The 23134-nt window shown below is 73.8% G+C and carries 24 protein-coding genes; 8 read left to right on the top strand and 16 right to left on the bottom strand.

Going from position 1 to position 23134, the window contains the following annotated elements; translation table 11 throughout:
* The 3 genes from ACLIYP_RS20325 to hisI form a co-directional block, all read right to left on the bottom strand.
* Window positions 1-353: Trp biosynthesis-associated membrane protein (locus tag ACLIYP_RS20325; RefSeq protein WP_412714558.1), on the bottom strand; the 353-nt coding region annotated here is incomplete at its 3' end.
* Complete coding sequence (locus tag ACLIYP_RS20320; RefSeq protein ID WP_412714557.1) at window positions 350-1903, bottom strand: anthranilate synthase component I; 1554 nt, start codon at window positions 1901-1903, stop codon at window positions 350-352. The genes ACLIYP_RS20325 and ACLIYP_RS20320, both read right to left, overlap by 4 nt.
* On the bottom strand, window positions 1900-2283 hold the full coding sequence (gene hisI, locus ACLIYP_RS20315; protein ID WP_412714556.1) for a phosphoribosyl-AMP cyclohydrolase: 384 nt from the start codon (window positions 2281-2283) through the stop codon (window positions 1900-1902). The genes ACLIYP_RS20320 and hisI overlap by 4 nt, the downstream gene beginning before the upstream one ends.
* A 149-nt stretch (window positions 2284-2432) precedes the next feature.
* On the opposite strand from hisI, the gene ACLIYP_RS20310 reads away from it, so the two are divergent.
* From ACLIYP_RS20310 to ACLIYP_RS20300, 3 genes are all read left to right on the top strand, one after another.
* Window positions 2433-3287 (top strand): hypothetical protein, encoded by an 855-nt coding sequence (locus tag ACLIYP_RS20310; protein WP_412714555.1) that lies wholly within the window; start codon window positions 2433-2435, stop codon window positions 3285-3287.
* Window positions 3288-3337: 50 nt separating this feature from the next.
* Entirely contained in the window at window positions 3338-3970 is a 633-nt protein-coding gene (locus tag ACLIYP_RS20305) for a TIGR03085 family metal-binding protein (protein WP_410538949.1), read from the top strand.
* Window positions 3971-4063: 93 nt separating this feature from the next.
* Window positions 4064-4777 (top strand): MBL fold metallo-hydrolase, encoded by a 714-nt coding sequence (locus ACLIYP_RS20300; RefSeq protein ID WP_412714554.1) that lies wholly within the window; start codon window positions 4064-4066, stop codon window positions 4775-4777.
* A 40-nt stretch (window positions 4778-4817) separates the two neighbouring features.
* Here ACLIYP_RS20300 and hisF read toward each other — a convergent pair whose 3' ends face one another.
* The 8 genes from hisF to hisD form a co-directional block, all read right to left on the bottom strand.
* Window positions 4818-5588: an imidazole glycerol phosphate synthase subunit HisF gene (gene hisF, locus ACLIYP_RS20295; RefSeq protein WP_412714553.1), complete on the bottom strand. Its 771-nt coding sequence runs from the start codon at window positions 5586-5588 to the stop codon at window positions 4818-4820.
* Window positions 5589-6041 carry a RidA family protein gene (locus tag ACLIYP_RS20290; protein ID WP_412714552.1) on the bottom strand — a complete coding sequence of 151 codons (453 nt, stop codon included), beginning with the start codon at window positions 6039-6041 and terminating at the stop codon, window positions 5589-5591.
* Window positions 6038-6769, bottom strand: coding sequence for a bifunctional 1-(5-phosphoribosyl)-5-((5-phosphoribosylamino)methylideneamino)imidazole-4-carboxamide isomerase/phosphoribosylanthranilate isomerase PriA (gene priA / locus ACLIYP_RS20285; RefSeq protein WP_412714551.1), 732 nt, complete (start codon window positions 6767-6769; stop codon window positions 6038-6040). Before priA ends, ACLIYP_RS20290 begins: the two co-directional genes overlap by 4 nt.
* 50 nt (window positions 6770-6819) lie before the next feature.
* Window positions 6820-7461, bottom strand: coding sequence for an imidazole glycerol phosphate synthase subunit HisH (gene hisH, locus ACLIYP_RS20280; RefSeq protein ID WP_412714550.1), 642 nt, complete (start codon window positions 7459-7461; stop codon window positions 6820-6822).
* Window positions 7458-7622 (bottom strand): hypothetical protein, encoded by a 165-nt coding sequence (locus tag ACLIYP_RS20275; RefSeq protein ID WP_412714549.1) that lies wholly within the window; start codon window positions 7620-7622, stop codon window positions 7458-7460. Before ACLIYP_RS20275 ends, hisH begins: the two co-directional genes overlap by 4 nt.
* An 88-nt stretch (window positions 7623-7710) precedes the next feature.
* Window positions 7711-8301: an imidazoleglycerol-phosphate dehydratase HisB gene (hisB, locus tag ACLIYP_RS20270; RefSeq protein ID WP_093655257.1), complete on the bottom strand. Its 591-nt coding sequence runs from the start codon at window positions 8299-8301 to the stop codon at window positions 7711-7713.
* Entirely contained in the window at window positions 8298-9413 is a 1116-nt protein-coding gene (locus ACLIYP_RS20265; protein WP_412714548.1) for a histidinol-phosphate transaminase, read from the bottom strand. Before ACLIYP_RS20265 ends, hisB begins: the two co-directional genes overlap by 4 nt.
* Complete coding sequence (hisD, locus tag ACLIYP_RS20260) at window positions 9410-10744, bottom strand: histidinol dehydrogenase (protein WP_412714547.1); 1335 nt, start codon at window positions 10742-10744, stop codon at window positions 9410-9412. The genes ACLIYP_RS20265 and hisD overlap by 4 nt, the downstream gene beginning before the upstream one ends.
* A 174-nt stretch (window positions 10745-10918) precedes the next feature.
* Between hisD and ACLIYP_RS20255 the strand changes: the two genes are divergently transcribed.
* From ACLIYP_RS20255 to ybaK, 3 genes are all read left to right on the top strand, one after another.
* Window positions 10919-12538, top strand: a complete 1620-nt coding sequence (locus tag ACLIYP_RS20255) for an oxidoreductase (protein ID WP_412714546.1) — start codon at window positions 10919-10921, stop codon at window positions 12536-12538.
* 93 nt (window positions 12539-12631) lie between these two features.
* Window positions 12632-13435: an LON peptidase substrate-binding domain-containing protein gene (locus ACLIYP_RS20250; protein WP_412714545.1), complete on the top strand. Its 804-nt coding sequence runs from the start codon at window positions 12632-12634 to the stop codon at window positions 13433-13435.
* Between the two features lie 79 nt (window positions 13436-13514).
* Entirely contained in the window at window positions 13515-14018 is a 504-nt protein-coding gene (gene ybaK / locus ACLIYP_RS20245) for a Cys-tRNA(Pro) deacylase (RefSeq protein ID WP_412714544.1), read from the top strand.
* A gap of 80 nt (window positions 14019-14098) precedes the next feature.
* Here ybaK and ACLIYP_RS20240 read toward each other — a convergent pair whose 3' ends face one another.
* The 4 genes from ACLIYP_RS20240 to ACLIYP_RS20225 all read right to left on the bottom strand — a co-directional run bounded on the left by ACLIYP_RS20240 (window position 14099) and on the right by ACLIYP_RS20225 (window position 18226).
* Window positions 14099-14776: a DUF2567 domain-containing protein gene (locus tag ACLIYP_RS20240; protein ID WP_412714543.1), complete on the bottom strand. Its 678-nt coding sequence runs from the start codon at window positions 14774-14776 to the stop codon at window positions 14099-14101.
* A gap of 145 nt (window positions 14777-14921) precedes the next feature.
* Window positions 14922-15770: an ABC transporter permease gene (locus ACLIYP_RS20235; RefSeq protein WP_412714542.1), complete on the bottom strand. Its 849-nt coding sequence runs from the start codon at window positions 15768-15770 to the stop codon at window positions 14922-14924.
* 8 nt (window positions 15771-15778) lie between these two features.
* Window positions 15779-16816: an ABC transporter ATP-binding protein gene (locus ACLIYP_RS20230; RefSeq protein ID WP_412714541.1), complete on the bottom strand. Its 1038-nt coding sequence runs from the start codon at window positions 16814-16816 to the stop codon at window positions 15779-15781.
* 30 nt (window positions 16817-16846) lie between these two features.
* Window positions 16847-18226: an NYN domain-containing protein gene (locus ACLIYP_RS20225; RefSeq protein ID WP_412714540.1), complete on the bottom strand. Its 1380-nt coding sequence runs from the start codon at window positions 18224-18226 to the stop codon at window positions 16847-16849.
* Between the two features lie 308 nt (window positions 18227-18534).
* Here ACLIYP_RS20225 and ACLIYP_RS20220 point away from each other — a divergent pair, with 308 nt between their 5' ends.
* Window positions 18535-18708, top strand: a complete 174-nt coding sequence (locus ACLIYP_RS20220; protein WP_412714539.1) for a hypothetical protein — start codon at window positions 18535-18537, stop codon at window positions 18706-18708.
* Window positions 18709-18807: 99 nt separating this feature from the next.
* Here the strand turns inward: ACLIYP_RS20220 and dnaE are convergent, their stop codons facing one another.
* On the bottom strand, window positions 18808-22350 hold the full coding sequence (gene dnaE, locus ACLIYP_RS20215; protein ID WP_412714538.1) for a DNA polymerase III subunit alpha: 3543 nt from the start codon (window positions 22348-22350) through the stop codon (window positions 18808-18810).
* A gap of 306 nt (window positions 22351-22656) precedes the next feature.
* Here dnaE and ACLIYP_RS20210 point away from each other — a divergent pair.
* Window positions 22657-23134, top strand: a 478-nt coding sequence (locus ACLIYP_RS20210) for a hypothetical protein (protein WP_412714537.1), incomplete at its 3' end; no start/stop codon positions are given.

Below are 23134 nucleotides of genomic sequence, written 5' to 3'. Positions count from 1 at the left end.
GCGGCGAGCGGGGGGGGGCCGGTGCGGCGTACGGGGAGGACGGCGACCAGCGCGGCCAGGCCGACCAGGGGCAGGGCGCTGGGCAGCCCGGTCACCTCGCCGCCCGCGACCCGGACCGGCACCTCGCCACGGGCCAGGACCGCGGTGCCCTCGCCCCAGACCTGCCCGGCGGCCACGAGCACCGCGGCGGCGCCCAGCGCGCCGGCGGTCAGCGCGGCGCCCAGCGCGCGCCGCGCTCCCGGGGCGGCGGCCACCTCGGGGGCCTCGGGCTCCCGGGAGGCGCCGGTCTCCGGGGAGTCCGCGGAGCGGGGGGCGGGTTCGGGGGAGGAAGGGGGCGTGTGCGGGGAAATCACTCCACCACGCTACCGCCGAGCCGCCCGGCGGTGTGCACCGCCCTGAGCACCGCCGCGGCCTTGTTGCGGCACTCGGCGTCCTCCGCCGCCGGGTCGGAGTCGGCCACCACCCCGGCGCCGGCCTGGACGTACGCCGTCCCGTCGCGCAGCAGCGCGGTGCGGATGGCGATGGCGGTGTCGGCGTCGCCGGCGAAGTCCAGATAGCCCACGCAGCCGCCGTACAGACCGCGCCGGGTCGGCTCCAGCTCCTCGATGATCTGCATCGCGCGCGGCTTGGGCGCTCCGGAGAGCGTGCCGGCCGGGAAGCAGGCGGTGAGCGCGTCGAAGGCGGTGCGGCCCTCCGCCAGCCGCCCGGTGACCGTGGAGACGATGTGCATCACATGGCTGTAGCGCTCGATGGACATGAAGTCCACGACCTCGACGCTGCCGGGCTCGCAGACCCGGCCCAGGTCGTTGCGGCCCAGGTCGACGAGCATCAGGTGCTCGGCGCGCTCCTTGGGGTCGGCCAGCAGCTCCTCGGCCAGGGCCGCGTCCTCCTGCGGGGTCGCGCCGCGCGGGCGGGTCCCGGCGATGGGGTGCATCATCGCGTGCCCGTCCTCGACCTTCACCAGGGCCTCCGGGCTGGAGCCGACGACGTCGAAGCCGTCCAGGCGCAGCAGGTACATGTACGGGCTCGGGTTGGTGGCGCGCAGCACGCGGTAGACGTCCAGCGCGCTCGCCGGGCAGGGCGCCTGGAAGCGCTGCGAGGGCACCACCTGGAACGCCTCGCCCGCGCGGATGCGCTCCTTGACCACCTCCACGGCCTCCCGGTAGGCCGCCCCGCCCCACAGGGCCTTGTACTCGGGCAGTTCGGGCGGCGGCAGCGGGGCGGCCATGGCGGGCGCGGGCCGGGCCAGGTCGGCGGCCATGGCGTCCAGGCGGCGCACGGCGTCGGCGTAGGCCTCGTCCACCCCGGTGTCGAGGTCGTTGTGGTTGATGGCGTTGGCGATCAGCAGCACCGTGCCGTCGCGGTGGTCGAGGACCGCGAGGTCGGAGGTGAGCATCATGGTCAGCTCGGGCAGCCCGAGGTCGTCGCGGGTGCTGTCGCCGATGCGCTCCAGGCGCCGCACGATGTCGTAGCCGAGGTAGCCGACCATGCCGCCGGTGAAGGGCGGCAGGTCCGCGTCGCGGTGCAGGTCGCGCGGGGTGTGCAGGGCCTGGACGGTGGCGCGCAGGACCTCCAGCGGATCCCCGTCGGCGGGGACGCCGACCGGCGGGGCGCCCAGCCAGTGGGCCCGCCCGTCGCGGACGGTGAGCGTGGCGGAGGTGCGCACGCCGACGAAGGAGTAGCGCGACCAGGTGCGGCCGTTCTCCGCGGACTCCAGCAGGAAGGTGCCGGGTCGTTCGGCGGCGAGTTTGCGGTACAGCGCGATGGGGGTGTCGCCGTCGGCGAGCAGGCGCCGGGTGACCGGGATGACGCGGCGGTCCTTGGCGAGCGTACGGAAGGTCTCCGGGTCGGGGCTGGCGGCCGGGACGGTGCCGGCGGGGCCTGCGGGGCCTGGGGCGGTCATGCCCGCTCCCCCTCTCCGCCGGCCGCGGGGCCGTCCACGGGCAGCTCGCAGGCGTCGAAGCAGGTGCGGTCCCCGGTGTGGCAGGCGGCGCCCACCTGGTCGACCTTCACCAGCACGGTGTCGCCGTCGCAGTCCAGGGCCACGGACTTCACGTGCTGGACGTGCCCGGAGGTGTCGCCCTTGGCCCAGTACTCGCCGCGGCTGCGGCTCCAGTAGGTGCAGCGGCCGGTGGTGAGGGTGCGGTGCAGGGCCTCGTCGTCCATCCAGCCGAGCATCAGCACCTCACCGGTGTCGTACTGCTGGGCGATGGCGGGCACCAGGCCGTCGGCGTTGCGCTTGAGACGGGCGGCGACGGCGGGGTCGAGTGGGGATCGGGGCATGGGGTCATTGTGCCGCCGCCGCGGCGCGCACCGCGAACCCCGCCCGAGGGCCGGGACGGCCGCGGTCCGCCGGGCACGCCGCCCTGCTGTGGCAATGCTGTGACGCACCCGGGATTTGGCATGTCCGTGCGGTACGGCATCCTTCCGGCATGAGCTATCCACCGCCGCCCAACGGCGCACACAACCCCGGCCCAGGCGGCGGTTTCGGTCCGCCGCAGGGCTTCGGTCCGCCCGAGCAGCCCGGTCCGCCCGCGGGCGGCTACGGCTACCCCGCCCCGGTAGGCCCTCCCGGGGCGCCCGGAGCCCCGGCAGGGCCCGGCGGGTACGGCTACCCCGGCCCGCCCGGCGGTCCCGGCGCGCCCGGCCCCTACCCGCCCCCGCCGGGCGGGGGCGGGGGCGGGGGCAGCGGCGGAAAGGTCGCCGCGATCATCATCGCCGCGGTGCTCGTCGCCGGGCTGATCGTCGGAGGCGTTCTGCTGGCCGCCGACGGCGGGAGCGGTGAGGACCGGGCGGAGCCGACCGCCACCCCCAGCGCCCCGGCCTCCGCCGATCCCTCCACCGCCTCCCCCGAGCCGAGCGACGGGCCGGCGGACCCGCCGGCCACGGCCGTCCCCACGCCCGAGGTGACGGCGATGCCCAGCGACCTCGTGCTGTACGTGGTGCTCGACCCGGGCACCTGCTTCGACCACCCGGCGCTGAGCAGCGACGTCACCGAGGTCGAGGAGCGGCCCTGCGACGGTCCCCACGACGGCGAGGTGATAGCCAACCAGACGATCACCGGCGACTTCGACACCCAGGCGGAGCTGCAGAAGGAGGTCATGTCGCTGTGCAAGGCGGACGTGGAGAAGCGGCTGGCCCGGATGCCGCAGGGCAAGACCTACTACTACTACGCCATCTATCCGACGCTCCTGACGTACAACCGCGGTGAGGACCAGGTCACCTGCTCCCTGACGCTCAGCAACAAGGTGGACGGCCCGGAACTGGACGCACCGCTGCCGGGCTGACCCGGGCGCGGTGCGTGGCACGGGTCGGCACACGGCCGTAGGGTGGCCGTATGTCGACCCACGCCCGGCGCGAACGCCTTCTGCTGGCCGATCTGTTGGAAACCTACGGACCCGAGGCGCCCACCCTGTGCGAGGGGTGGCGGACCAGGGAGCTGGCGGCTCACGTCGTGGTGCGCGAGCGCCGCGCGGACGCCGCCGGCGGGATACTCGTCAAGGCGCTGCAACCGCGGCTGGAGCGTGTGCAGCAGGAGTTCGCGGCCAAGCCGTACGAGGAGCTGATCCAGCTCATCCGCACCGGACCGCCGCGGATGTCGCCCTTCTCCCTCAAGCAGGTCGACGAGGCGGCCAACACCGTGGAGTTCTTCGTCCACGGTGAGGACGTACGACGGGCCCGGCCGGACTGGACGCCGCGCGAGATCGACCCCGTCCTCGCCGACGCCCTGTGGCGGCGGCTGGAGACCACCGCCCGCGCCTACGGCCGCCGGTGCCCGGTCGGCCTGGTGCTGCGCCGTCCCAACGGCCAGGTGGCGGTGGCCCGCAAGGGCACCCCGGTGGTCACCGTCACGGGCGAGCCGGGTGAGCTGCTGCTCTTCGTCTCCGGCCGGCAGGACGCCGCGCGGGTGGAGCTGGAGGGCGACGAGAAGTCCGTGGCGCGCGTACGCGAGGCGAAGCTCGGCCTCTGACGCCCCGCGGCACGGCCCCGCCCCGCGCGCCCGTCCTCAAGCCGACGGCGAACGGCGCGGTGCGGCGGCCGTCCGCGTGCTTGGGTGCGTCTCATGGAGACCATCCGAGTGCTGCCCGGACTGCACATGCTCGCCTTCGCCGTCGGTCAGGCGTATCTGTGGTGCGATCCCGGCTCGCTGACCCTGGTGGACGCCGGGGCCGCCGGATCGGGGGCCGCCGTCGCCGAGGCCGTCCGGGAGCTGGGCCACGATCCGGGGGACATCGACCGCATCGTCCTGACCCACTTCCACGAGGACCATGCCGGCGGCGCCGCCGAGCTCGCGGAGCTGACCGGCGCGACCGTCATGGCGCACCGGCTGGACGCGCCGTTCGTCCGGGGCGAGGCGCCCGGTCCGCCGCCGGACTTCACCGACGTGCCCGGCTGGGAGCGCGAGTTGTACGAGAACCTGCCCCCGCTGCCCGCGGCCCCGCCGTGCCGGGTGGACCGCGAGCTGGCCGACGGCGACGTGGTCGGCTTCGGCGGCGGGGCCCGGGTGGTGGCCGCGCCAGGTCACACCGACGGCAGCATCGCGCTCCATCTGCCCGCGCACGGCGTGCTGTTCACGGGGGACGCGATCGCGAACGCGGAGGGCCGCACCGTCCTGGGGGTGTTCAACCTCGACCGCGCCCGCGCAGTGGAGTCGTTCCGCCGGCTGGCCGCCCTGGAGACGGAGACCGCCTGCTTCGGGCACGGCGATCCGATCGCCCGGGACGCGGGCGCGGCCCTGCGCAGGGCGGCGCAGGCCGCCGACCGTACCGGCGCCTGACGCGGCTACGACGGCCGGACGGCGGCGGCGCGGCGGCGGGTCAGCGCACCGGGTGGCCGGCCTCGCGCAGGGCGTCCTTGACCTGCCCGATGCGCAGGTCGCCGAAGTGGAAGACGCTCGCGGCGAGCACCGCGTCCGCGCCCGCCTCCACCGCCGGGGCGAAGTCGGCGAGCTTCCCCGCCCCGCCGGAGGCGATGACGGGGATGGTGACGTGCTTGCGGACGGCGCCGACCATGGCGATGTCGTAGCCGTCCTTGGTGCCGTCGGCGTCCATGGAGTTGAGCAGGATCTCCCCGGCCCCCAGCTCGGCGGCCCGGTGCGCCCACTCCACCGCGTCGACACCGGTGCCGCGCCGGCCGCCGTGCGTGGTGACCTCGAAGCCGGAGGGCGTCACCGTTCCCTCCGGGCAGCGGCGGGCGTCCACCGACAGCACCAGCACCTGGCTGCCGAAGCGCTCGGCGATCTCTCGGATCAGCTCCGGGCGGGCGATGGCCGCGGTGTTGACGCCCACCTTGTCGGCGCCCGCGCGCAGCAGCCTGTCCACGTCCTCGGCGGTGCGCACGCCGCCGCCCACCGTCAGCGGGATGAAGACCTGCTCGGCGGTGCGGCGCACCACGTCGTAGGTGGTCTCGCGGTCGCCGGAGGAGGCGGTGATGTCGAGGAAGGTCAGCTCGTCGGCGCCCTCGGCGTCGTACACCTTGGCCATCTCGACCGGGTCGCCGGCGTCGCGCAGGTTCTGGAAGTTGACCCCCTTGACCACCCGGCCGCCGTCCACGTCCAGGCAGGGGATGACTCGTACGGCCAGGGACACTTAGGAGCGCTCCTTCAGGGTGCGGAAGGCTTCGATCTCCACCTCGACCAGTACGCGCGAGTCGACGAAGCCGGAGACGACCACGAGCGTCGCGACGGGGAGGACGGAGCCGAAGACCTCGCGGTGCGCGCGGCCCACCTCCTCCACGTCGCGCGCGTGGGTTATGTACATGCGGGTGCGCACGACGGACCGGACGTCCAGGCCGAACGGCTCCAGTGCCGCCACGGCGCGCTCGAAGGCGGTCCTGGCCTGGACGTACGGGTCGCCCTCGCCCTGGATCGTCCCGTCGACCAGGGGCATCGTGCCCGCGACGAGGATCCGGTCGCCGATCTCGACGGCCCGGGCGAAGCCGATGGTCTCCTCCCAGGGGCTGTCGCTGCCGACGCGCCGGAGCCCCCGGCCGTCCCCGTCCCCGCCGTCTCTCTCCCGGCCCACCGCCGCGGACTCCGTCATCGGGACACTGCCTCCAGGGCCTCTTCCAGGGTGAACGCCTTGGCGTAGAGGGCCTTGCCGACGATGGCTCCCTCGACGCCCTCGGGTACCAGGGTGGCGATCGCGCGCAGATCGTCAAGGGAGGAGACGCCGCCGGAGGCGACGACCGGGCGGTCGGTGGCGGCGCAGACGTCCTTCAGCAGCTGGAGGTTGGGGCCCTTGAGAGTCCCGTCCTTGGCGATGTCGGTGACGACGTAGCGGGCGCAGCCCTCGGAGTTCAGGCGCTCCAGCGTCTCGTAGAGGTCGCCGCCGTCGCGGGTCCAGCCCCGCCCCCGCAGGGTGGTGCCGCGCACGTCGAGGCCGACGGCGATCTTCTCGCCGTGCTCGGCGATCACCTTGGCGACCCACTCGGGGCTCTCCAGGGCCGCGGTGCCCAGGTTGACCCGGGTGCAGCCGGTGGCCAGCGCGGCGGCCAGGGAGGCGTCGTCGCGGATGCCGCCGGAGAGCTCGACCTTGATGTCCATGGTGCGGACGACCTCGGCGATCCGCTCGCGGTTGTCACCGGTGCCGAAAGCGGCGTCGAGGTCCACCAGGTGCAGCCACTCCGCTCCCGCCCGCTGCCAGGCCAGGGCGGCCTCCAGCGGGTCGCCGTAGGAGGTCTCGGTGCCGGACTCGCCGTGGACGAGGCGGACGGCCTGTCCGTCGCGGACGTCGACGGCGGGGAGGAGTTCGAGACGGTGGTTGCTCATCAGCTGGCGGTCCTAAGGTCCTGGGGGTCGGTGGTGGGGGTGGGGCGGGACTAGAGGGTGCTGATCCAGTTGGTCAGGAGTTGCGCGCCGGCGTCGCCGGACTTCTCGGGGTGGAACTGGGTGGCCCACAGCGGGCCGTTCTCCACGGCGGCGACGAACCGCTCGCCGTGGGTGGCCCAGGTGACCTTGGGGGGCGCCATGGCGGGGTTGGTGGTCTGAAGCTCCCAGTCGTGCACGGCGTAGGAGTGCACGAAGTAGTAGCGGGCGTCGGCGGGCAGGCCCGCGAACAGCCTGGAGTCCCCGGGCGCCTCGACGGTGTTCCAGCCCATGTGCGGTACGACGTCCGCCTTGAGCGGGCCGACCGTGCCGGGCCACTCGGCCAGGCCCTCGGCCTCGACACCGTGCTCGATGCCCCGGCCGAACAGGATCTGCATGCCGACGCAGATGCCCATCACCGGGCGTCCGCCGGCGAGCCGGCGCTCGACCACCCAGTCGCCGCGGGCCTTGCGCAGACCCGCCATGCAGGCGGCGAAGGCACCGACACCGGGCACGAGCAGCCCGTCGGCGTTCATCGCGGTGTCGTAGTCGCCGGTGATCTCCACCTCCGCGCCGGCCCGGGCCAGAGCGCGCTCGGCGGAACGCACGTTGCCGAAGCCGTAGTCGAAGACGACGACCTTCTTCCTCTCCGTCATGACCACACCTCCAGGCGCAGGATTCCGGCGATCAGGGACAGGGCGGAGCCGACGCCGAGCAGGGCGACGACCCCCTTGGGCATCTGCTGCTTCCAGAAAGAGACGGCGCCGCCGAGGAGGAAGAGCCCCACGAAGATCAGCAGGGTGGAGACACCGTTCACGGCCTTCCTCCGTGAGCTTCTCCGCCCGCGCGGCACGGAGACGCGGCCCCGTACACCGTCTGCGGCCCGGCGGCCGCGCGCGCGACGCTCACAGGGCGCCCTTGGTGGAGGGGATGCCCGTCTGGCGCGGGTCGATCTCGCTGGCGTAGCGCAGCGCGCGGGCCAGCGCCTTGAACTGGCACTCCACGATGTGGTGCGCGTTGCGCCCGTAGGGGACGTGGACGTGCAGGGCGATCTGCGCCTGGGCCACGAAGGACTCCAGGATGTGCCGGGTCATCGTGGTGTCGTAGCTGCCGATCATCGGCGCCATGTTCTCCGGCTCGCTGTGCACCAGGTACGGCCGCCCCGACAGGTCCACGGTCACCTGGGCGAGGGACTCGTCCAGCGGCACCGAGGCGTTCGCGAAGCGGACGATGCCGCGCTTGTCGCCCAGCGCCTGCCGGAAGGCGGCGCCGAGCGCCAGGGAGCTGTCCTCGATGGTGTGGTGGCTGTCGATGTGCAGGTCGCCCTCGGTCTTGACCGTGAGGTCGAACAGCCCGTGCCGGCCGAGCTGGTCGAGCATGTGGTCGTAGAAGCCGACCCCGGTCGACACGTCGACCTTTCCGGTGCCGTCGAGGTCTATCTCGACGACGACGGAGGTCTCCTTGGTGGTGCGCTCGACGCGACCCACACGGCTCATCGGTTGTTCTCCTTCAGTACTGCGCGTACCGCGTCGAGGAACGCGTCGTTCTCGGCCGGGGTGCCGGCGGTGACCCGCAGCCGGCCCGGCACCCCGTTGTCCCGGACCAGCACGCCCCGCTCCAGCAGCGCCTGCCACACCGCGTGGGCGCCGCCGGGGCCGTCGAAGTTCCCGAACTGCACGAAGTTGGCGTCGGACTCGGTGACCTCGCAGCCCATCGCCCGCAGCTCGGCCACCAGCCGGTCCCGCTCGTCCTTGAGCTGCCGGACATAGCCGAGGAGGGTGTCGGTGTGCTCCAGCGCGGCGAGCGCGGTGGCCTGGGTGACGGCGGACAGGTGGTAGGGCAGGCGCACCAGCTGGACGGCGTCGACGACGGCCGGGTGGGCGGCGAGGTAGCCCAGCCGCAGTCCGGCGGCGCCGAACGCCTTGGACATGGTGCGCGAGACCACCAGGTTCGGGCGGCCGTCGATCAGCGGCAGCAGCGAGGGCCGGTGGCTGAACTCGCCGTACGCCTCGTCGACGATCACCATGGCGGGCCGTGCGGCCTGGGCGGCGTCGTACAGGGCCAGCACGGTGCCGGCGTCGACGGCCGTGCCGGTGGGGTTGTTGGGCGAGCAGACGAAGACCACGTGCGGCCGGCGCTCGGCGATGACCGCCTCGGCCGCCTCCACGTCGATGGTGAAGTCGTCGTTGCGCGGCCCGGAGATCCAGCCGGTGCCGGTGCCGCGGGCGATCAGGGCGTGCATCGAGTACGAGGGCTCGAAGCCGATCGCGGTGCGCCCCGGGCCGCCGAACGCCTGGAGGAGCTGCTGGAGCACCTCGTTGGAGCCGTTGGCGGCCCAGACGTTCTCCGCGGTGACCTCGTGCCCGGCGGTGCGGGTGAGGTAGCGGGCCAGCTCGCCGCGCAGCTCCACCGCGTCGCGGTCGGGGTAGCGGTTGAGGTTCCGGGCGGCCTCGGCGACGCGCTCGGCGATGCGGGTCACCAGCGCCTCGGGCAGCGGGTGGGGGTTCTCGTTGGTGTTCAGCCGTACGGGCACGTCCAGCTGCGGCGCCCCGTAGGGGGACTTGCCGCGCAGTTCGTCCCGGATGGGCAGGTCGTCGATTCCGGTCACTTCCCCGGGGGCACCTTCCAGTCGAACCTCGCCTTGAGGGCCGCCCCGTGCGCGGGCAGGTCCTCGGCCTCCGCCAGGGTGACCACGTGGTGGGCCACGTCGGCCAGCGCGTCGCGGGTGTAGTCCACGACGTGGATGCCGCGCAGGAAGGACTGCACGGACAGCCCGGAGGAGTGGCAGGCGCAGCCGCCGGTGGGCAGCACGTGGTTGGAGCCGGCGCAGTAGTCGCCCAGCGAGACCGGGGCCCAGGGGCCGACGAAGACCGCGCCCGCGTTGCGGACCCGGGCGGCGACCTCGGCGGCGTTCTCGGTCTGGATCTCCAGGTGCTCGGCGGCGTAGGCGTCCACCACCGCCAGGCCCTGGTCCAGGTCGTCCACCAGGATGGTGCCGGACTGGCGTCCGGCCAGCGCCTCGGCGATGCGCTCGGCGTGCTTGGCGGAGGCCACCTGGGAGGTCAGCTCGGAGTCGACGGCGTCGGCCAGCGCCTCGGAGGGGGTGACCAGGACGGCGGCGGCCAGGGTGTCGTGCTCGGCCTGGCTGATCAGGTCGGCGGCGACGTGGCGGGCGTCGGCGGTGTCGTCGGCGAGGATGGCGATCTCGGTGGGGCCGGCCTCGGAGTCGATGCCGATGCGGCCCTTGAGCAGGCGCTTGGCCGCGGCGACCCAGATGTTGCCGGGGCCGGTGACCATCTGGACGGGCGCGCACTCCTCGGTGCCGTAGGCGAACATGGCGACGGCCTGGGCGCCGCCGGCGGCGTACACCTCGTCGACGCCCAGCAGGGCGCAGGCGGCCAGGATCGTGGGGTGCGGCAGTCCGGCCGCCCAGTGTCCGGGGACGCCCTTCTGCGGCGGCGAGGCGACGGCCAGCGAGCCGACCTCGGCCTCCTGCGCGGGCACGACGTTCATCACCACGGACGACGGGTAGACCGCCCGTCCGCCCGGCACGTACAGGCCCACCCGCTCGACCGGCACCCACCGCTCGGTGACGGTGCCGCCGGGGACGACGCGGACGGTGGAGTCGGTGCGCCGCTGGTCGCGGTGGACGATCCGGGCGCGGCGGATGGACTCCTCCAGCGCCGCCCGCACCGCCGGGTCGAGGTCGGCCAGCGCCTTGTCCAGTGCCTCGGCCGGGACCCGTACGCGCTCCAGCCGCACGCCGTCGAAGCGCTCGTTGTACTCGATCACCGCGGCCGTGCCGCGATGGTGCACCGCGTCGCAGATCGGCCGCACCTTCTCCAGGGCGGCCTCGACGTCGAGTTCGGCTCGGGGCAGCAGCTCCCGCTCGACCCCGTCGGCGGCGAGGTCGCGTCCGCGCAGGTCGAGTCGGGTCATGGATACGGATCGAAGCACGTGTCCCAGTGTCTCAGACGCGATCCGGTGCCCGGCCCTCCGTATCAGTGCGTGATACGCGGTACGGGTGGGCTTGGAGGGGGCATTCAGATGTCAGTGCTGACCGATAGCGTTTCGACCGTCACGCAGTGCCATCTGTGACTTGGGGGACACGTCGTGAGTGAGGTTCCGAACAACGGGGATCCGCCGCCCGGGATCCGTCTGACCACCGCGGAGTGGGGCATGTGGCAGGCCTTCCGCAACGGCAGCGAGCACGATCTGCGCTCGGGCGAGGCGGAGCTGGACGACCCGAACGGCGACCACGAGTGGGGGCCGCAGCGGACGGTGCGGGCCCGCGTCGTCGCCCTGCTCCTGCTGCACGGCCCGCCGCCGCTGCTCGGGCGTGTCGCGTCCCTGCAGCTGACCGGTGTGTACGTAACGGGGCGGCTGGACCTGTCCGGCGGGACGGTCGAGCCGTACTTCGAGTTCCGGCAGTGCCGCTTCGAGCAGGAGGTGCTGCTGCACGAGTGCCGGCTGGTGACCGCCCGCATGATCGACTGCCACATACCCCGGCTGGAGGCCGCCCGGATGAGCACCGAGGGCGATCTCCACCTGCCGCGCTGCACCATCCCCGGCGGCGTCCGGCTCACCGACGCCTCCATAGGCACGGACCTGATGCTCAACGAGATGACGGTCGGCCGCGGGGAGCGCGTGCGGTCGCTGTCCGCCGACGGGATCCAGATCGCCCAGGACCTCCAGGCCAGTCTGATGCTCGCCCAGGGGGAGGTGAGCCTGCGGGGTGCGGAGATCGGCGGCTCGCTGTTCATGTACGGCAGCGTCCTGCGCGGCGGCGACGGGCAGTACGCGCTGTACGCGCCGCAGATGACCGTGGAGCACTTCGCCCACTTCGCCTCCTCCGGCCCGCGCCAGCTGCCGGTCGTCCACGGCACGACCCCGCCGGGCGGCACCGCCTGGCCGCCTCCGGACGAGCACAGCCACATGGTGCGGCGCGTCAAGCGCTTCGAGTGCACCGGCGGGGTGAAGCTGGACGACGGGAGGTTCGGGGACTCGCTGGTGCTGGACGACGCGCGCTTCAACCTCCAGCGAGACCAGGAGCTGTCGCTGCGCCGCGTCCAGACCCCGGAGCTGTGCTTCACGCCGGAGCGGCCGGGCGGCGGCCGGGTGGTGCTCGCCGGGGCGAGCGTGGACAACCTGGTGGACAGGGTGGAGAGCTGGCCGGTGGACGAGGGGCTGTGGATGGCCGGGTTCACCTACCAGAACCTGATCCCGCGCGGCCCGTTCACCCTCGCCCAGCGGCTGAGGTGGCTGGAGACGGCTACGCCGGAGTACGCCCCGGAGCCGTACGAGCAGCTCGCGGCGGTGATGCGCAACAGCGGGGAGGACGCGGACGCGCGCGCGGTGCTGCTGGCCAAGCAGCGCCGCCGCCGCGAGACGCTGCCGCTGGCCGCCAAGCTGTGGGGCTACCTGCAGGACTGGACGGTCGCCTACGGCTACCGGCCGGGCCAGGCCGCCCTGTGGATGGCGGTGCTGTGGGCCTCGGGCGCGGTGCTGTTCGCCCGGCAGCCGCCGGACCCGCTCAAACCGGGGGAGTCGCCGCACTGGAACGCTCCGCTGTACGTCCTGGACCTGCTGCTGCCGGTGATCGACCTGGGCCAGGACAGCCACTGGAAGCCCGCGGGGGCCTACCAGTGGACGGCCGCGGCGCTGATCATGCTCGGCTGGGTGCTGGCCACCACGGTCGCGGCCGGGGCGACCCGGCTGCTGAGGCGCCAGTGAGCGTGCCCGGCGGGCGGATGCGGCGGTCCCGCGCGGCGGGCGGGTGGCGGGTGACGGGGGTGCCCTGCCGCGCAGAGGCCTTAGGCTGCGGCTGTGACCACCACGCGCCTACCGATCTTCCCCCTCAACACCGTGCTGTTCCCGGGGCTGGTGCTGCCGCTGAACGTCTTCGAGCAGCGGTACCGCGCCCTGATGCGCGACCTGCTGGAGATTCCCGAGGACGCACCGCGCCGCTTCGGGGTGGTCGCCATCAGGGACGGCCGCGAGGTCGCCCCCACCGCGGCCGGGATGCCGGACCCCACGGCACAGGCCGCCGCCGGGCCGGCCGCGGGTTTCGGTTCCGACCCGATGCGCGCCTTCCACACGGTGGGCTGCGTCGCCGACGCCACCTCCATCCGCGAGCGCTCCGGCGGCGGTGAGGAGGGCGGCGGGGACGGGAACGGCGACGGGGACGGTGAGGACGGCCGGGCCGGGGGCGGCTACGAGGTGCTCGCCACCGGCACCACCCGTTTCCGGCTGCTGTCCGTCGACTCCTCCGGGCCGTATCTGGTCGGCGAGGTCGAGGAGCTGCCGGAGGACGGCGGCGAGGGGGCGGGTGCGCTCGCCTCCGGCGTGCTGCGGGCCTTCCGGGCCTACCAGAAGCAGCTCGCCGGCGCGCGGGAGAGGACCCTGACAGGCGGCCAGGAGCTGCCGGACGAGCCCTCGGTGGTGTCGTACCTGGTGGCCGCCGCCACCGTCCTGGACACCCCGGCCAAGCAGCGGCTCCTGCAGGCTCCGGACACCGCCACCCGGCTGGCCGAGGAGCTGAGGATCCTCAGGCGCGAGACGGCGCTGATCGGCAGGCTCCCGTCCGTTCCCGCGGCGGACCTCACCCGCGTGCCGACCAGCCCGAACTGACACCGTCCGGAAACCGGCGCACCGCCGCCGGGGGACGGCGACGGCACACCAGCACCGACCGACGCGAGGCACGGCGAACATGGCCAGGAAGAAGCAGAAGGCGGGTTCCGGAGGCACCCCGGCGACGGTGGCCGCCACGAAGGCCGGCGTGGACTTCACCCTCCACTCCTACGAACACGACCCGGCCGCGCCCTCCTACGGGGAGGAGGCCGCCGAGGCGCTCGGGCTGGACCCTGGGCAGGTGTTCAAGACGCTCGTCGCGGACGTCGACGGCGCGCTGACCGTCGCGGTCGTCCCCGTCTCCGGCTCGCTGGACCTCAAGGCGCTGGCGGCGGCGGCCGGCGGCAAGCGGGCCGCGATGGCGGACCCGGCCGCGGCCGAGCGCGCCACGGGCTATGTGCGCGGCGGGATCTCACCGCTGGGACAGCGCAGGGCACTGCCGACGGTGGTGGACGCCTCGGCCGAGGGGCACGCCACCGTCTGCGTCTCGGCAGGGCGCCGGGGGCTGGAGATCGAACTGGCCCCCGCCGACCTGGTGAAGCTCACCGGCGCGGTGACGGCGCCGATCGCCCGCTCCCGGTAGCCGCCGCAGTCGGGAAGCCGGAGCGGCGGGGGCCGGAGCGGGAGACGGCGAGCGTGCGAAGGAGCGGCCGCCGGCGGGCCTCACGCCCCCGGCCGGTCCTCCGCGCCGCCCGGCGGCGGGCCCCACCCGGGGTGGAGCGGGTGCGCGGGCTCCGGGTCCCGGGGGCCGAACAGGGACGTGAGCGCCAGGTGGACCCCCAGCGCGGCCAGCGGCCACGCCAGCAGCGCCCCCTTGGCGTGGAGCTTCAGCGGAGCGTCGAAGACCCTGCCCTCGCCCACCGCCCTGGCCTGGGCGGCCACGTCCTGCCCCGGGCCGAGCTGCACGCCCAGCCACCAGGCCAGCAGCGAGCCGGCCAGTGCGCCGGCCGCCAGGCCGATCACCACGCCGACGCCGCCGCGGCGCCGCGCGAGGAAGACAGCGGCCCCGCTCAGCGCGCCGATACCCAGGGCCAGCAGGACGAACGTGCCGTCGGCGCCGATCGTCTCCTCGCCCTCGGAGTCCTTGAGGTAGACGGCCGTGCCGTCGGAGATCAGCGGAACCCTGGGGGCCAGCCACAGCCACAGCAGCCCGAGCGCCACGCCCAGGACCGCCACGGCCGCCGCCGCCACCGCGCCTTCGAGGACCTCCCGGCCGGCCGAGGCGCGGGCGTACCCCTCCCCGCCGGGGTCCTTGCCGTGCGGGGCGCTCCCCCACGGGTCGTAGGACGGGGCCGACCGGGACGGGCCGTGGTTCGGTGAGGGAGGCGTCGGTGCGGTCACCCTGCCATCGTGCCAGGTCCGGCCTCCGGCCCGCCCGGCGGTACCGCACTCGGCGGCCACCCGGCCGAAGCGGCGGCCGGGCACCGGGCGGGGCACCGGGCCGCCGCGGAGAACGGCGGTGGACGGCGGTGGACGGCGGTGGCGGTCAGCGCACCGCGGCCCGGCGGTACGCCCAGGCCGCGGCGGCCAGCGCCACGGCCCCGACCGCCGCGCACACCCCGAGGTCGAGGAGCACCCGGTCCCAGTGCGGCCGGGGCCCGAGGACGGCGGCCAGCGCCTCCACGCCGTACGTCGAGGGCAGCAGGTCCCGCAGCAGCCGGACCGGTTCCGGCAGGCCCCCGGCCGGCAGCACACCCAGCAGCAGGGCCGCGGACATGCCCAGCTGCCCGCAGAGCGTGGCCAGTTCCTGGCGCGGCGCGAGCAGGCCGAGGGCCGCGCCGAGCCCGGCGAGCGCCGCGCCGGCCAGCGGCACCACCGCCGCCAGCAGCCACAGGCCGTCCAGCGGAAGCCCGTAGAGCAGGCAGCCGGTCACCGCGGTGACCGCCGTGCCGGGCACCGTGAAGGAGGCGTACGCGCCCGCCGTGCCCAGCACCACCGCGGCGGGCGGCACCGGCAGGGTGGCGTAGTGGTCCAGGCCCCCGGAGGCGCGCAGCTGGCCGAAGTACTGGGCGAGGAGGTTGAGCGCGACGAAGGCGACCACCAGCACGCTGGAGCCGGCCACCACCGCCCGCGCCTCCTCCCCGGGACCGCCGTCGACGACCCCGCGCATCAGGACCATGATCCCGACCGACTGGAAGGTCGCCACGAACAGCAGCGGGATGCGGGCCACCCGCGCCCGGGAGAGCTGCGCCCGGTAGACGGCGCCCAGGGCGGGCCACAGCCGCGCGCCCGGAGCGAGCGGGGCGGCGGCTCCCGCCTCCTCCGCCTCCCTGCCGGCTCCCGCGGCCCCGGCTGCCCCGACGGCCTCCGCGGTCTCCTGCCGGGTCCTCGCCACGGCCGTGCTCACACCTTCACCAGACCTTCCGTGTGTCCCCCCAGTGCCAGGTAGACGTCCTCCAGACTCGGCATGGCGAGGGTGAAGTCGTCCAGCGCGGCGAACGCCGGGCCGCCGGTGACGGCGGCGACCGCCGCACGCGCCTCCTCCGGTGGCAGCCGCAGCGTCCAGCGGCGGCCCGTCTCCGCGGCGTCCGGGCGCAGCGCGGCGACCTCGGGGACCTCCAGCGGTGGCCGGTCGCGCCAGACCAGCTCCAGCCGTACGTCCTCGCCGACCATGGCCTTCAGGCCGGCGGGGGTGCCGCAGGCGACCGCCCGGCCGCGGTCCATCACCGCGACCCGGTCCAGGACCAGCTCGGCCTCGATGACGTTGTGGGTCACCAGGATCACCGTGGCCCCGCGCTCGGCCCGCCGCCGGTCGACCGCCGCCCACACCGCGCGCCGCGCGACGGGGTCCATGCCGGCCGTCGGCTCGTCCAGCACCAGCAGGGGCCGCTCCCCCACCAGCGCCGCCGCCACACAGGCCAGCCGCCGCTGGCCGCCGGAGAGCCGTTTCAGGGGGCGTGTGGCGATCGCGCCGAGCCCCAGCTCCTCCAGGACCTCGCCGCTCTCGCGGCGCGCGGCCGCCGCGTCCAGGCCGCGCAGCCGCCCGGTGGTCTCGGCGGCCAGCGCCACGGTCAGCTCGTCCAGCGCGGTGGACTCCTGGCCGAGGTAGGCCAGCAGCCGCGCGGCCCGCCGCGGATGGCGGACCAGGTCGTGGCCGAGGACGTCGACGCGCCCGGAGTCGGGGCGCAGCAGCCCGGTGAGCTGGCGCACCAGGGTGGTCTTCCCGGCGCCGTTCGGGCCGAGCAGGCCGAAGACCTCGCCGTGCCGGACGGTCAGGCTGACGCCGTCGCTGGCCCGAACGGCGGGGGCGGCCGGGGCGCCGCGGCGGCCGCGCCGGGCGGGGTAGGTCTTGACCAGGTCGTGGACGCGTACGGCGGCCGGCTCCGGCATCTCCACGCCGTCCACCGCGTCGCCCACCGCCTGCCGAGTGCCCGTGCTCACGAGCTACGAGGGTACGCGCCCGGCGCGGGCTCACTCCGCGGCGGGTGCGCGTTCGCCTGCGGTGCGGGCGTCGACCTCGCGCCAGAAGCCCGCGCGGATCGCGTAGCGGTCGTGCTCGTCGATCTGGTCGTCCTTGTGCGCGAGCAGGCCGAAGCGGGCGGCGTAGCGCAGCAGCTCGCCGTCGATGCGGTGCGGGATACGGGGGTACTCCCCCGACAGCGTCCGCAGATGGGCGGTGGTGGCCAGCCGTTCGATCCAGCGGCGGGCGAAGACCTGGCCGACCTCGAAGGGGTCGCCGCTGACGGTGGTGATGTCCTCCTCCCGGTCGGCCCACCGCTGCTCGGCGGTGGTGAGCTGGGCCAGCATCGGCAGGGCGGCGGCCTCGGGGGACTCGGGGGCGGTGCCCCGGTCGATCCACCCCTTGTCGGAGGACCAGCGCAGGGTGGCGGAGGCGGGGGCGGAGGAGGCGTTGTTCTGGTGCACGGCGGGCCGGCCGAGTCCGGCGAGGTCCTTGGGGGTGGGCACGCCCCGGCCGTGGCCGGTGTCGGCGGGCCGCCCTCCCCCTCCCGCGCCCTCTTCTCCGGCTTCCCCGAGGCCGTCCTCTAGCCCTCCCCCGGGCTCCTGGGCCCTCTCCTGTCCGAACTCCCCGGGGACGGGGGGCGCGACGCCGTTCCCGCCGGGGGCCGGGACCGGAACGGTGGTGTTCCCGGTGCCCGCCGCGTCCGCGGTGCCCACCGCGGGGACCCCCGTACCGCCGGAGGCGGTGGCCGGGGCGTTCCCGCCGGAAGGGGCGGGTTCGGGCAGCGGGGCGGAGAGGATGGCGGCGATCTCGGGCTGCTGGGGCGGGCAGATCCCGGTGAGGTCCCTGGCCCGTACGGCGCGGGTGATCCAGGCGCGGTCCAGCACGCGCCGCTCGTCGGCCTCGGCGACCAGGTCCTCGGACTGGTTGTAGTCGCCGTCGGCGGCCTGGACCGCCCACAGGTGGACGGCGACGCCGTGCTCCTTGGCGGACATCAGCCCGGGCAGCAGGTCTCCGTCCCCGGTGACCAGCACGATGTCGGAGCAGGCGCGGTTGCGGGCCAGCTCCGTCAGCTCGGCGTGCATGGCGGCGTCCACGCCCTTCTGCGCCCACCGCCCCTCGCTGCGGGTGAGGGCGCCGAGCCGCACCGTCACACGCGGCATCACCCGCAGCCGCCGGTGCTCGGGCTGGGGCACCCGGTCGGGGGCGCCGTCGAACCAGTAGATGCGCAGCAGCCGGCAGCCGGTGTCCTGCTCGGCGCGCTCGCGCAGCCCCTGGATGAGTACGGAGTGGTCCACGGTGATCCGGGAGCGCGCGGGCTCGCCCGCCAGGAGGCTCGCGGCGGCGCCCAGGAGATATCCGGCGTCCACCAGGACGACGCAGCGGTCCACGCTCCACCCACTCTCGGTACGACCGGCACGCCCGGTACGGCCGCCGGGGCCGGTGACGCCTCGCGCGGCCGCGGCGTGTCCGCCCCGGCCCCGCTCCTTCGAACCTGTTTCGAGTCTGCCCGACCGTACAGGGCTTATAGGTTCCGGCTCGATCTTCGGCGTGGCGGGAGGCCGGTGTCCACCGTGCGGGCTGCTCCTTCCGGCCCGGAGGGGCCGCTACCGAGGGCTTTCGCCCGACATGCGCACCGTGCGGAGGCGTGCGACGCTGGGCACGGCCCATCGTTCCGGGATCCGCACAGGAGGAGATCATGGGCAAGCGCAGGAAGGAAGGCCGCGAGCAGCGCGGCGGGCGCACCGTCGCCGAGGAGACGCAGGAGCAGTCGAAGGCCACCGCCGAGCGGATGGCGCGGACGCAGCCGGCCGCGCAGGGCACCCCCGCCGACGTGGCGCGCAAGCACCGCAGGCGCTTCGGCCACAACTGACACCCACAACCGACACCGCCGCCGCGCACGGCACAGCGGCGGTCACCGCGCGGGGCGCCCCGGCAGGACCGGGGCGCCCCGTCGCGCGTACGGCCCGCCTCAGCCGGCCAGGCAGGAGGGGCCGAGCAGTGCCTTGAGGTCGCCGAAGAGCGCGGGGTCGGCGGTGACCCGGTGCCGGTCCAGGCGCAGCACCGTCGTCTTGCGGCTGCCCTGCAGCCTGACCCGCACCTCGGTGGAGCCGCGGTGGTGGGTGAGGACCTCCCCCAGCTTCTCCACCAGCGGCGGGGTGACCTTGACGGTGGGGATGGTGATGGTGACGGGCGCGTCGGAGGCGGCGTCCGACAGGTCGGGGACCATCAGCTCCATGGCGACCAGGCGGGGGATGTCCTCGCGCTTGTCCAGGCGCCCCTTGACGAAGACCACCGCGTCCTCCACGAGCTGGGTGGAGACGAGCTGGTAGGTGGCGGGGAAGAACATGCAGTCGATCGAGCCCGCCAGGTCCTCCACGGTGGCGATCGCCCAGGCGTTGCCCTGCTTGGTCATCTTCCGCTGGAGCCCGGAGATGATCCCGCCGATGGTGACGATCGAGCCGTCGGAGAAGTCGCCGCCGGTGAGCTGGGAGATCGCCGCGTCCGTCTTGTCGGACAGCACGTGCTCCAGGCCGAACAGCGGGTGGTCGGAGACGTAGAGGCCGAGCATCTCCCGCTCCTGGGCGAGCAGGTAGCTCTTGTCCCACTCCTCGGGGGAGAACTCCACGTCCATGCCGAAGCCGGGGCCACTGTCGGAGGACTCCTCCCCCATCCCGCCGAAGAGGTCGAACTGACCCTCGGCCTCCTTCCGCTTGACCTGCACCACGTTGTCGATCATGGTCTCGAAGTGCGCGGTCAGGCCCTTGCGGGTGTGGCCCAGCTCGTCGAAGGCGCCGGCCTTGATCAGCGACTCGACCGTGCGCTTGTTGCACACCACCGCGTCGACCTTGTCCAGGAAGTCGGGGAAGGAGGTGTACTTCCCCTTGGCCTTGCGGCAGGCGACGATGGAGTCCACCACGTTCTGGCCGACGTTGCGCACGGCGGTCAGCCCGAAGACGATCGTGTCGTCACCGCGCGGGGTGAAGTTCGCCTCGGACTCGTTGACGTCCGGCGGCAGCACCTTGATGCCCATGCGGCGGCACTCGTTGAGGTAGACCGCCGACTTGTCCTTGTCGTCGCGGACGGAGGTCAGCAGGGCGGCCATGTACTCGGCCGGGTAGTTCGCCTTGAGGTAGGCCGTCCAGTAGGAGACCAGTCCGTACGCCGAGGAGTGCGCCTTGTTGAAGGCGTATCCGGCGAAGGGCACCAGCACGTCCCACACGGCCTGGATGGCCTCGTCGGAGTAGCCCTTCTCCCGGGCGCCCTTCTGGAAGTTGACGAACTCGGCGTCCAGGACCTCCTTCTTCTTCTTGCCCATCGCCCGGCGCAGCAGGTCGGCCTGTCCGAGGCTGTACCCGGCGAGCACCTGGGCGGCCTTCTGCACCTGCTCCTGGTAGACGATCAGGCCGTAGGTGATGTCGAGGACCTCCTTGAGAGGCTCCTCCAGCTCCGGGTGGATCGGGGTGATCTCCTGCTGCCCGTTCTTGCGCAGCGCGTAGTTGATGTGGGAGTTCATGCCCATCGGGCCGGGCCGGTACAGGGCCGAGACCGCGGAGATGTCCTCGAAGTTGTCGGGCTTCATCATGCGCAGCAGGGAGCGCATGGGGCCGCCGTCGAACTGGAAGACGCCCAGGGTGTCGCCGCGCTGGAGCAGCTCGAAGGTCTTGGGGTCGTCCAGCGTGAGGTCGAGCAGGGTGATGTCGACGCCCTTGTTGGCCTTCACCAGCTTGACGGCGTCGTCCATGATCGTGAGGTTGCGCAGGCCCAGGAAGTCCATCTTCAGCAGGCCGAGCGACTCGCAGGTGGGGTAGTCCCACTGGGTCACCACCGCGCCGTCGTTCTTGGGGCTGAAGACCGGCACGTGGTCGATCAGCGGCTCGCTCGACATGATCACGCCCGCGGCGTGCACGCCCATCTGCCGGACCAGGCCCTCGATGCCGCGCGCGGCGTCGATGACCTTCTTCACGTCCGGCTCGTTCTCGTACATCCCCCGGATCTCGCCCGCCTCGTTGTAGCGGGGGTGCTTGGGGTCGGTGATGCCCGACAGGGGGATGCCCTTGCCCAGGACGTCGGCGGGCATCGCCTTGGTGATGCGGTCGCCCATGGCGTACGGGTAGCCGAGCACACGGGCGGAGTCCTTGATCGCGGCCTTCGCCTTGATGGTGCCGTAGGTGCCGATCTGGGCGACCTTGTCGGCGCCGTACTTCTCGGTCACGTAGCGGATGACCTCGCCGCGCCTGCGCTCGTCGAAGTCGATGTCGACGTCGGGCATGGAGACGCGCTCGGGGTTGAGGAACCGCTCGAAGATCAGCCCGTGCTCGATCGGGTCGAGGTCGGTGATGCCCATGGCGTACGCCACGATCGAGCCGGCCGCGGAGCCGCGGCCGGGGCCGACGGCGATGCCGTTGTTCTTGGCCCACATGATGAAGTCGGCGACGACCAGGAAGTAGCCGGGGAACCCCATCTGGACGATGACGTCCATCTCGTAGTCGGCCTGCTTCTGCCGGTCCTCGGGGACGTTGCCGCAGTAGCGGCGGGCCATGCCGCGGCGGACCTCCTCGCGGAACCAGGACTCCTCGGTGTGGCCCTCGGGCACGGGGAAGCGGGGCATCAGGTCCCGCTTCTCGAACCATCCCTCGGTGTCGATCTGCTCGGCGACCAGGAGGGTGTTGCGGCAGCCCTCCTGCCAGGCGTCGGAGGAGTCGATGGCGTACATCTCCTCCGTGGACTTCAGGTAGTAGCCCGAGCCGTCGAACCGGAAGCGGTCTGGGTCGGAGAGGTTCTTGCCGGTCTGGATGCACAGCAGCGCGTCGTGCGCCTCGGCCTCGTGGGAGTAGGTGTAGTGGCTGTCGTTGGTGACCAGCGGGGGGATGCCCAGCTTCCTGCCGATCTCCAGCAGCCCGTCGCGGACCCGGCGCTCGATCTCGATGCCGTGGTCCATCAGCTCCAGGAAGTAGCGGCCCTTGCCGAAGATGTCCTGGTAGTCGGAGGCCGCCTTGAGCGCCTCGTCGAACTGGCCGAGCCGCAGCCTGGTCTGCACCTCGCCCGAGGGGCAGCCGGTGGAGGCGATCAGGCCCTCGGAGAACTCCGCGATCATCTCCCGGTCGGTCCTGGGCCACTTGACGAAGAAGCCCTCCATGTAGGCGTCCGAGGAGAGCCGGAAGAGGTTGTGCAGACCGGCCTTGTTCGAGGCCCAGATCGTCTTGTGGGTGTAACCGCCGGAGCCGGAGACGTCGTCGCGCTTCTGGTGCGGCTGGCCCCACTGGACACGCCGCTTGTACCGCCTCGACTGCGGGGCGACGTACGCCTCGATGCCGATGATCGGCGTGACGCCCGCCTTGGTGGCGTGCTGGAAGAAGTCGTAGGCCCCGTGGAGGTTGCCGTGGTCGGTCATGGCGATGTGCGTCATGCCCATCTCCTGACACGCGTCGAACATGTCCTTCAGCCGCGCCGCACCGTCCAGCAGGGAGTACTGCGTGTGTACGTGCAGGTGTGTGAACGGCGGTTTGGCCACGGCGGAGGACCTCCAACGAGCGGGCTTGCGGCGCTTCCGGACGGCTCCGAAGTCTAGTCCCGGGGCCGGCGGGGACCGGCCGCCCGGCGGGTGCGGCGGCTCGTTCCCGCGTGTCCCCGCGCCGGCCGCCGCCACACCCCCCGGGAGCCCCCGCGGGATCCCGTGCGCCCCCTTGCGGAAATCCCCGGGGCCACACAGGTCACACCGCCCGCGCCCGCGGCCGCGGGCGTCGGTCGTGTTGCGATCCTCACCCGGTCCACGCCCTTTAGGCACTTCTTAGCGGAGCCCGTGGCACACTCGGCTGCGATGAGCAGGACCGGCTTTCCCGACACAGGCATCCGGGCGGTGCGCGCCGCGGTCTTCACCGCGGTGTGCCTCGTGCTGTCCGCGGGCGCCCATGTGCTGCTCTCGGCCGGCCCCCTGCCGTACCCGCCGCTCCTGGCGGTCGGCGCGGCGGTGTTCGCGATCGCCTTCGCCTTCGCCGGACGCGAGCGGGGCTTCGGGGCGATCGCCGCGCTGCTGGTACCGCTGGAGCTGGCCGCCGACACCGTCTTCACCACCGGCCAGCACGCCTGCTACGGGCAGGCCGGCGGCCCGGTGGCCGGGCCGCTGCGCGCGGTCGGCCTGGATCTTCTGTGCGCGGGGGGCGACTTCGGCACCCCGCTGGCGCGGATGACCGCCTCCGGCGCGTCCCCGCTGCCCGTGGCCGCCCATCCGGCCGCCCCGTGGCTGCTGCTGGCCGCGCACGTGGCCGTGGGCCTTGCGGCGGCCGCGTGGCTGCACC

Origin of the sequence: Streptomyces nanhaiensis (genome assembly GCF_046614825.1) — a bacterium.
GTDB classification, from domain to species: Bacteria; Actinomycetota; Actinomycetes; order Streptomycetales; family Streptomycetaceae; genus Streptomyces; species Streptomyces radiopugnans.
Note: the sequence above shows the minus strand (reverse complement) of the source record. Positions and strands in the feature narration are given on the sequence as shown.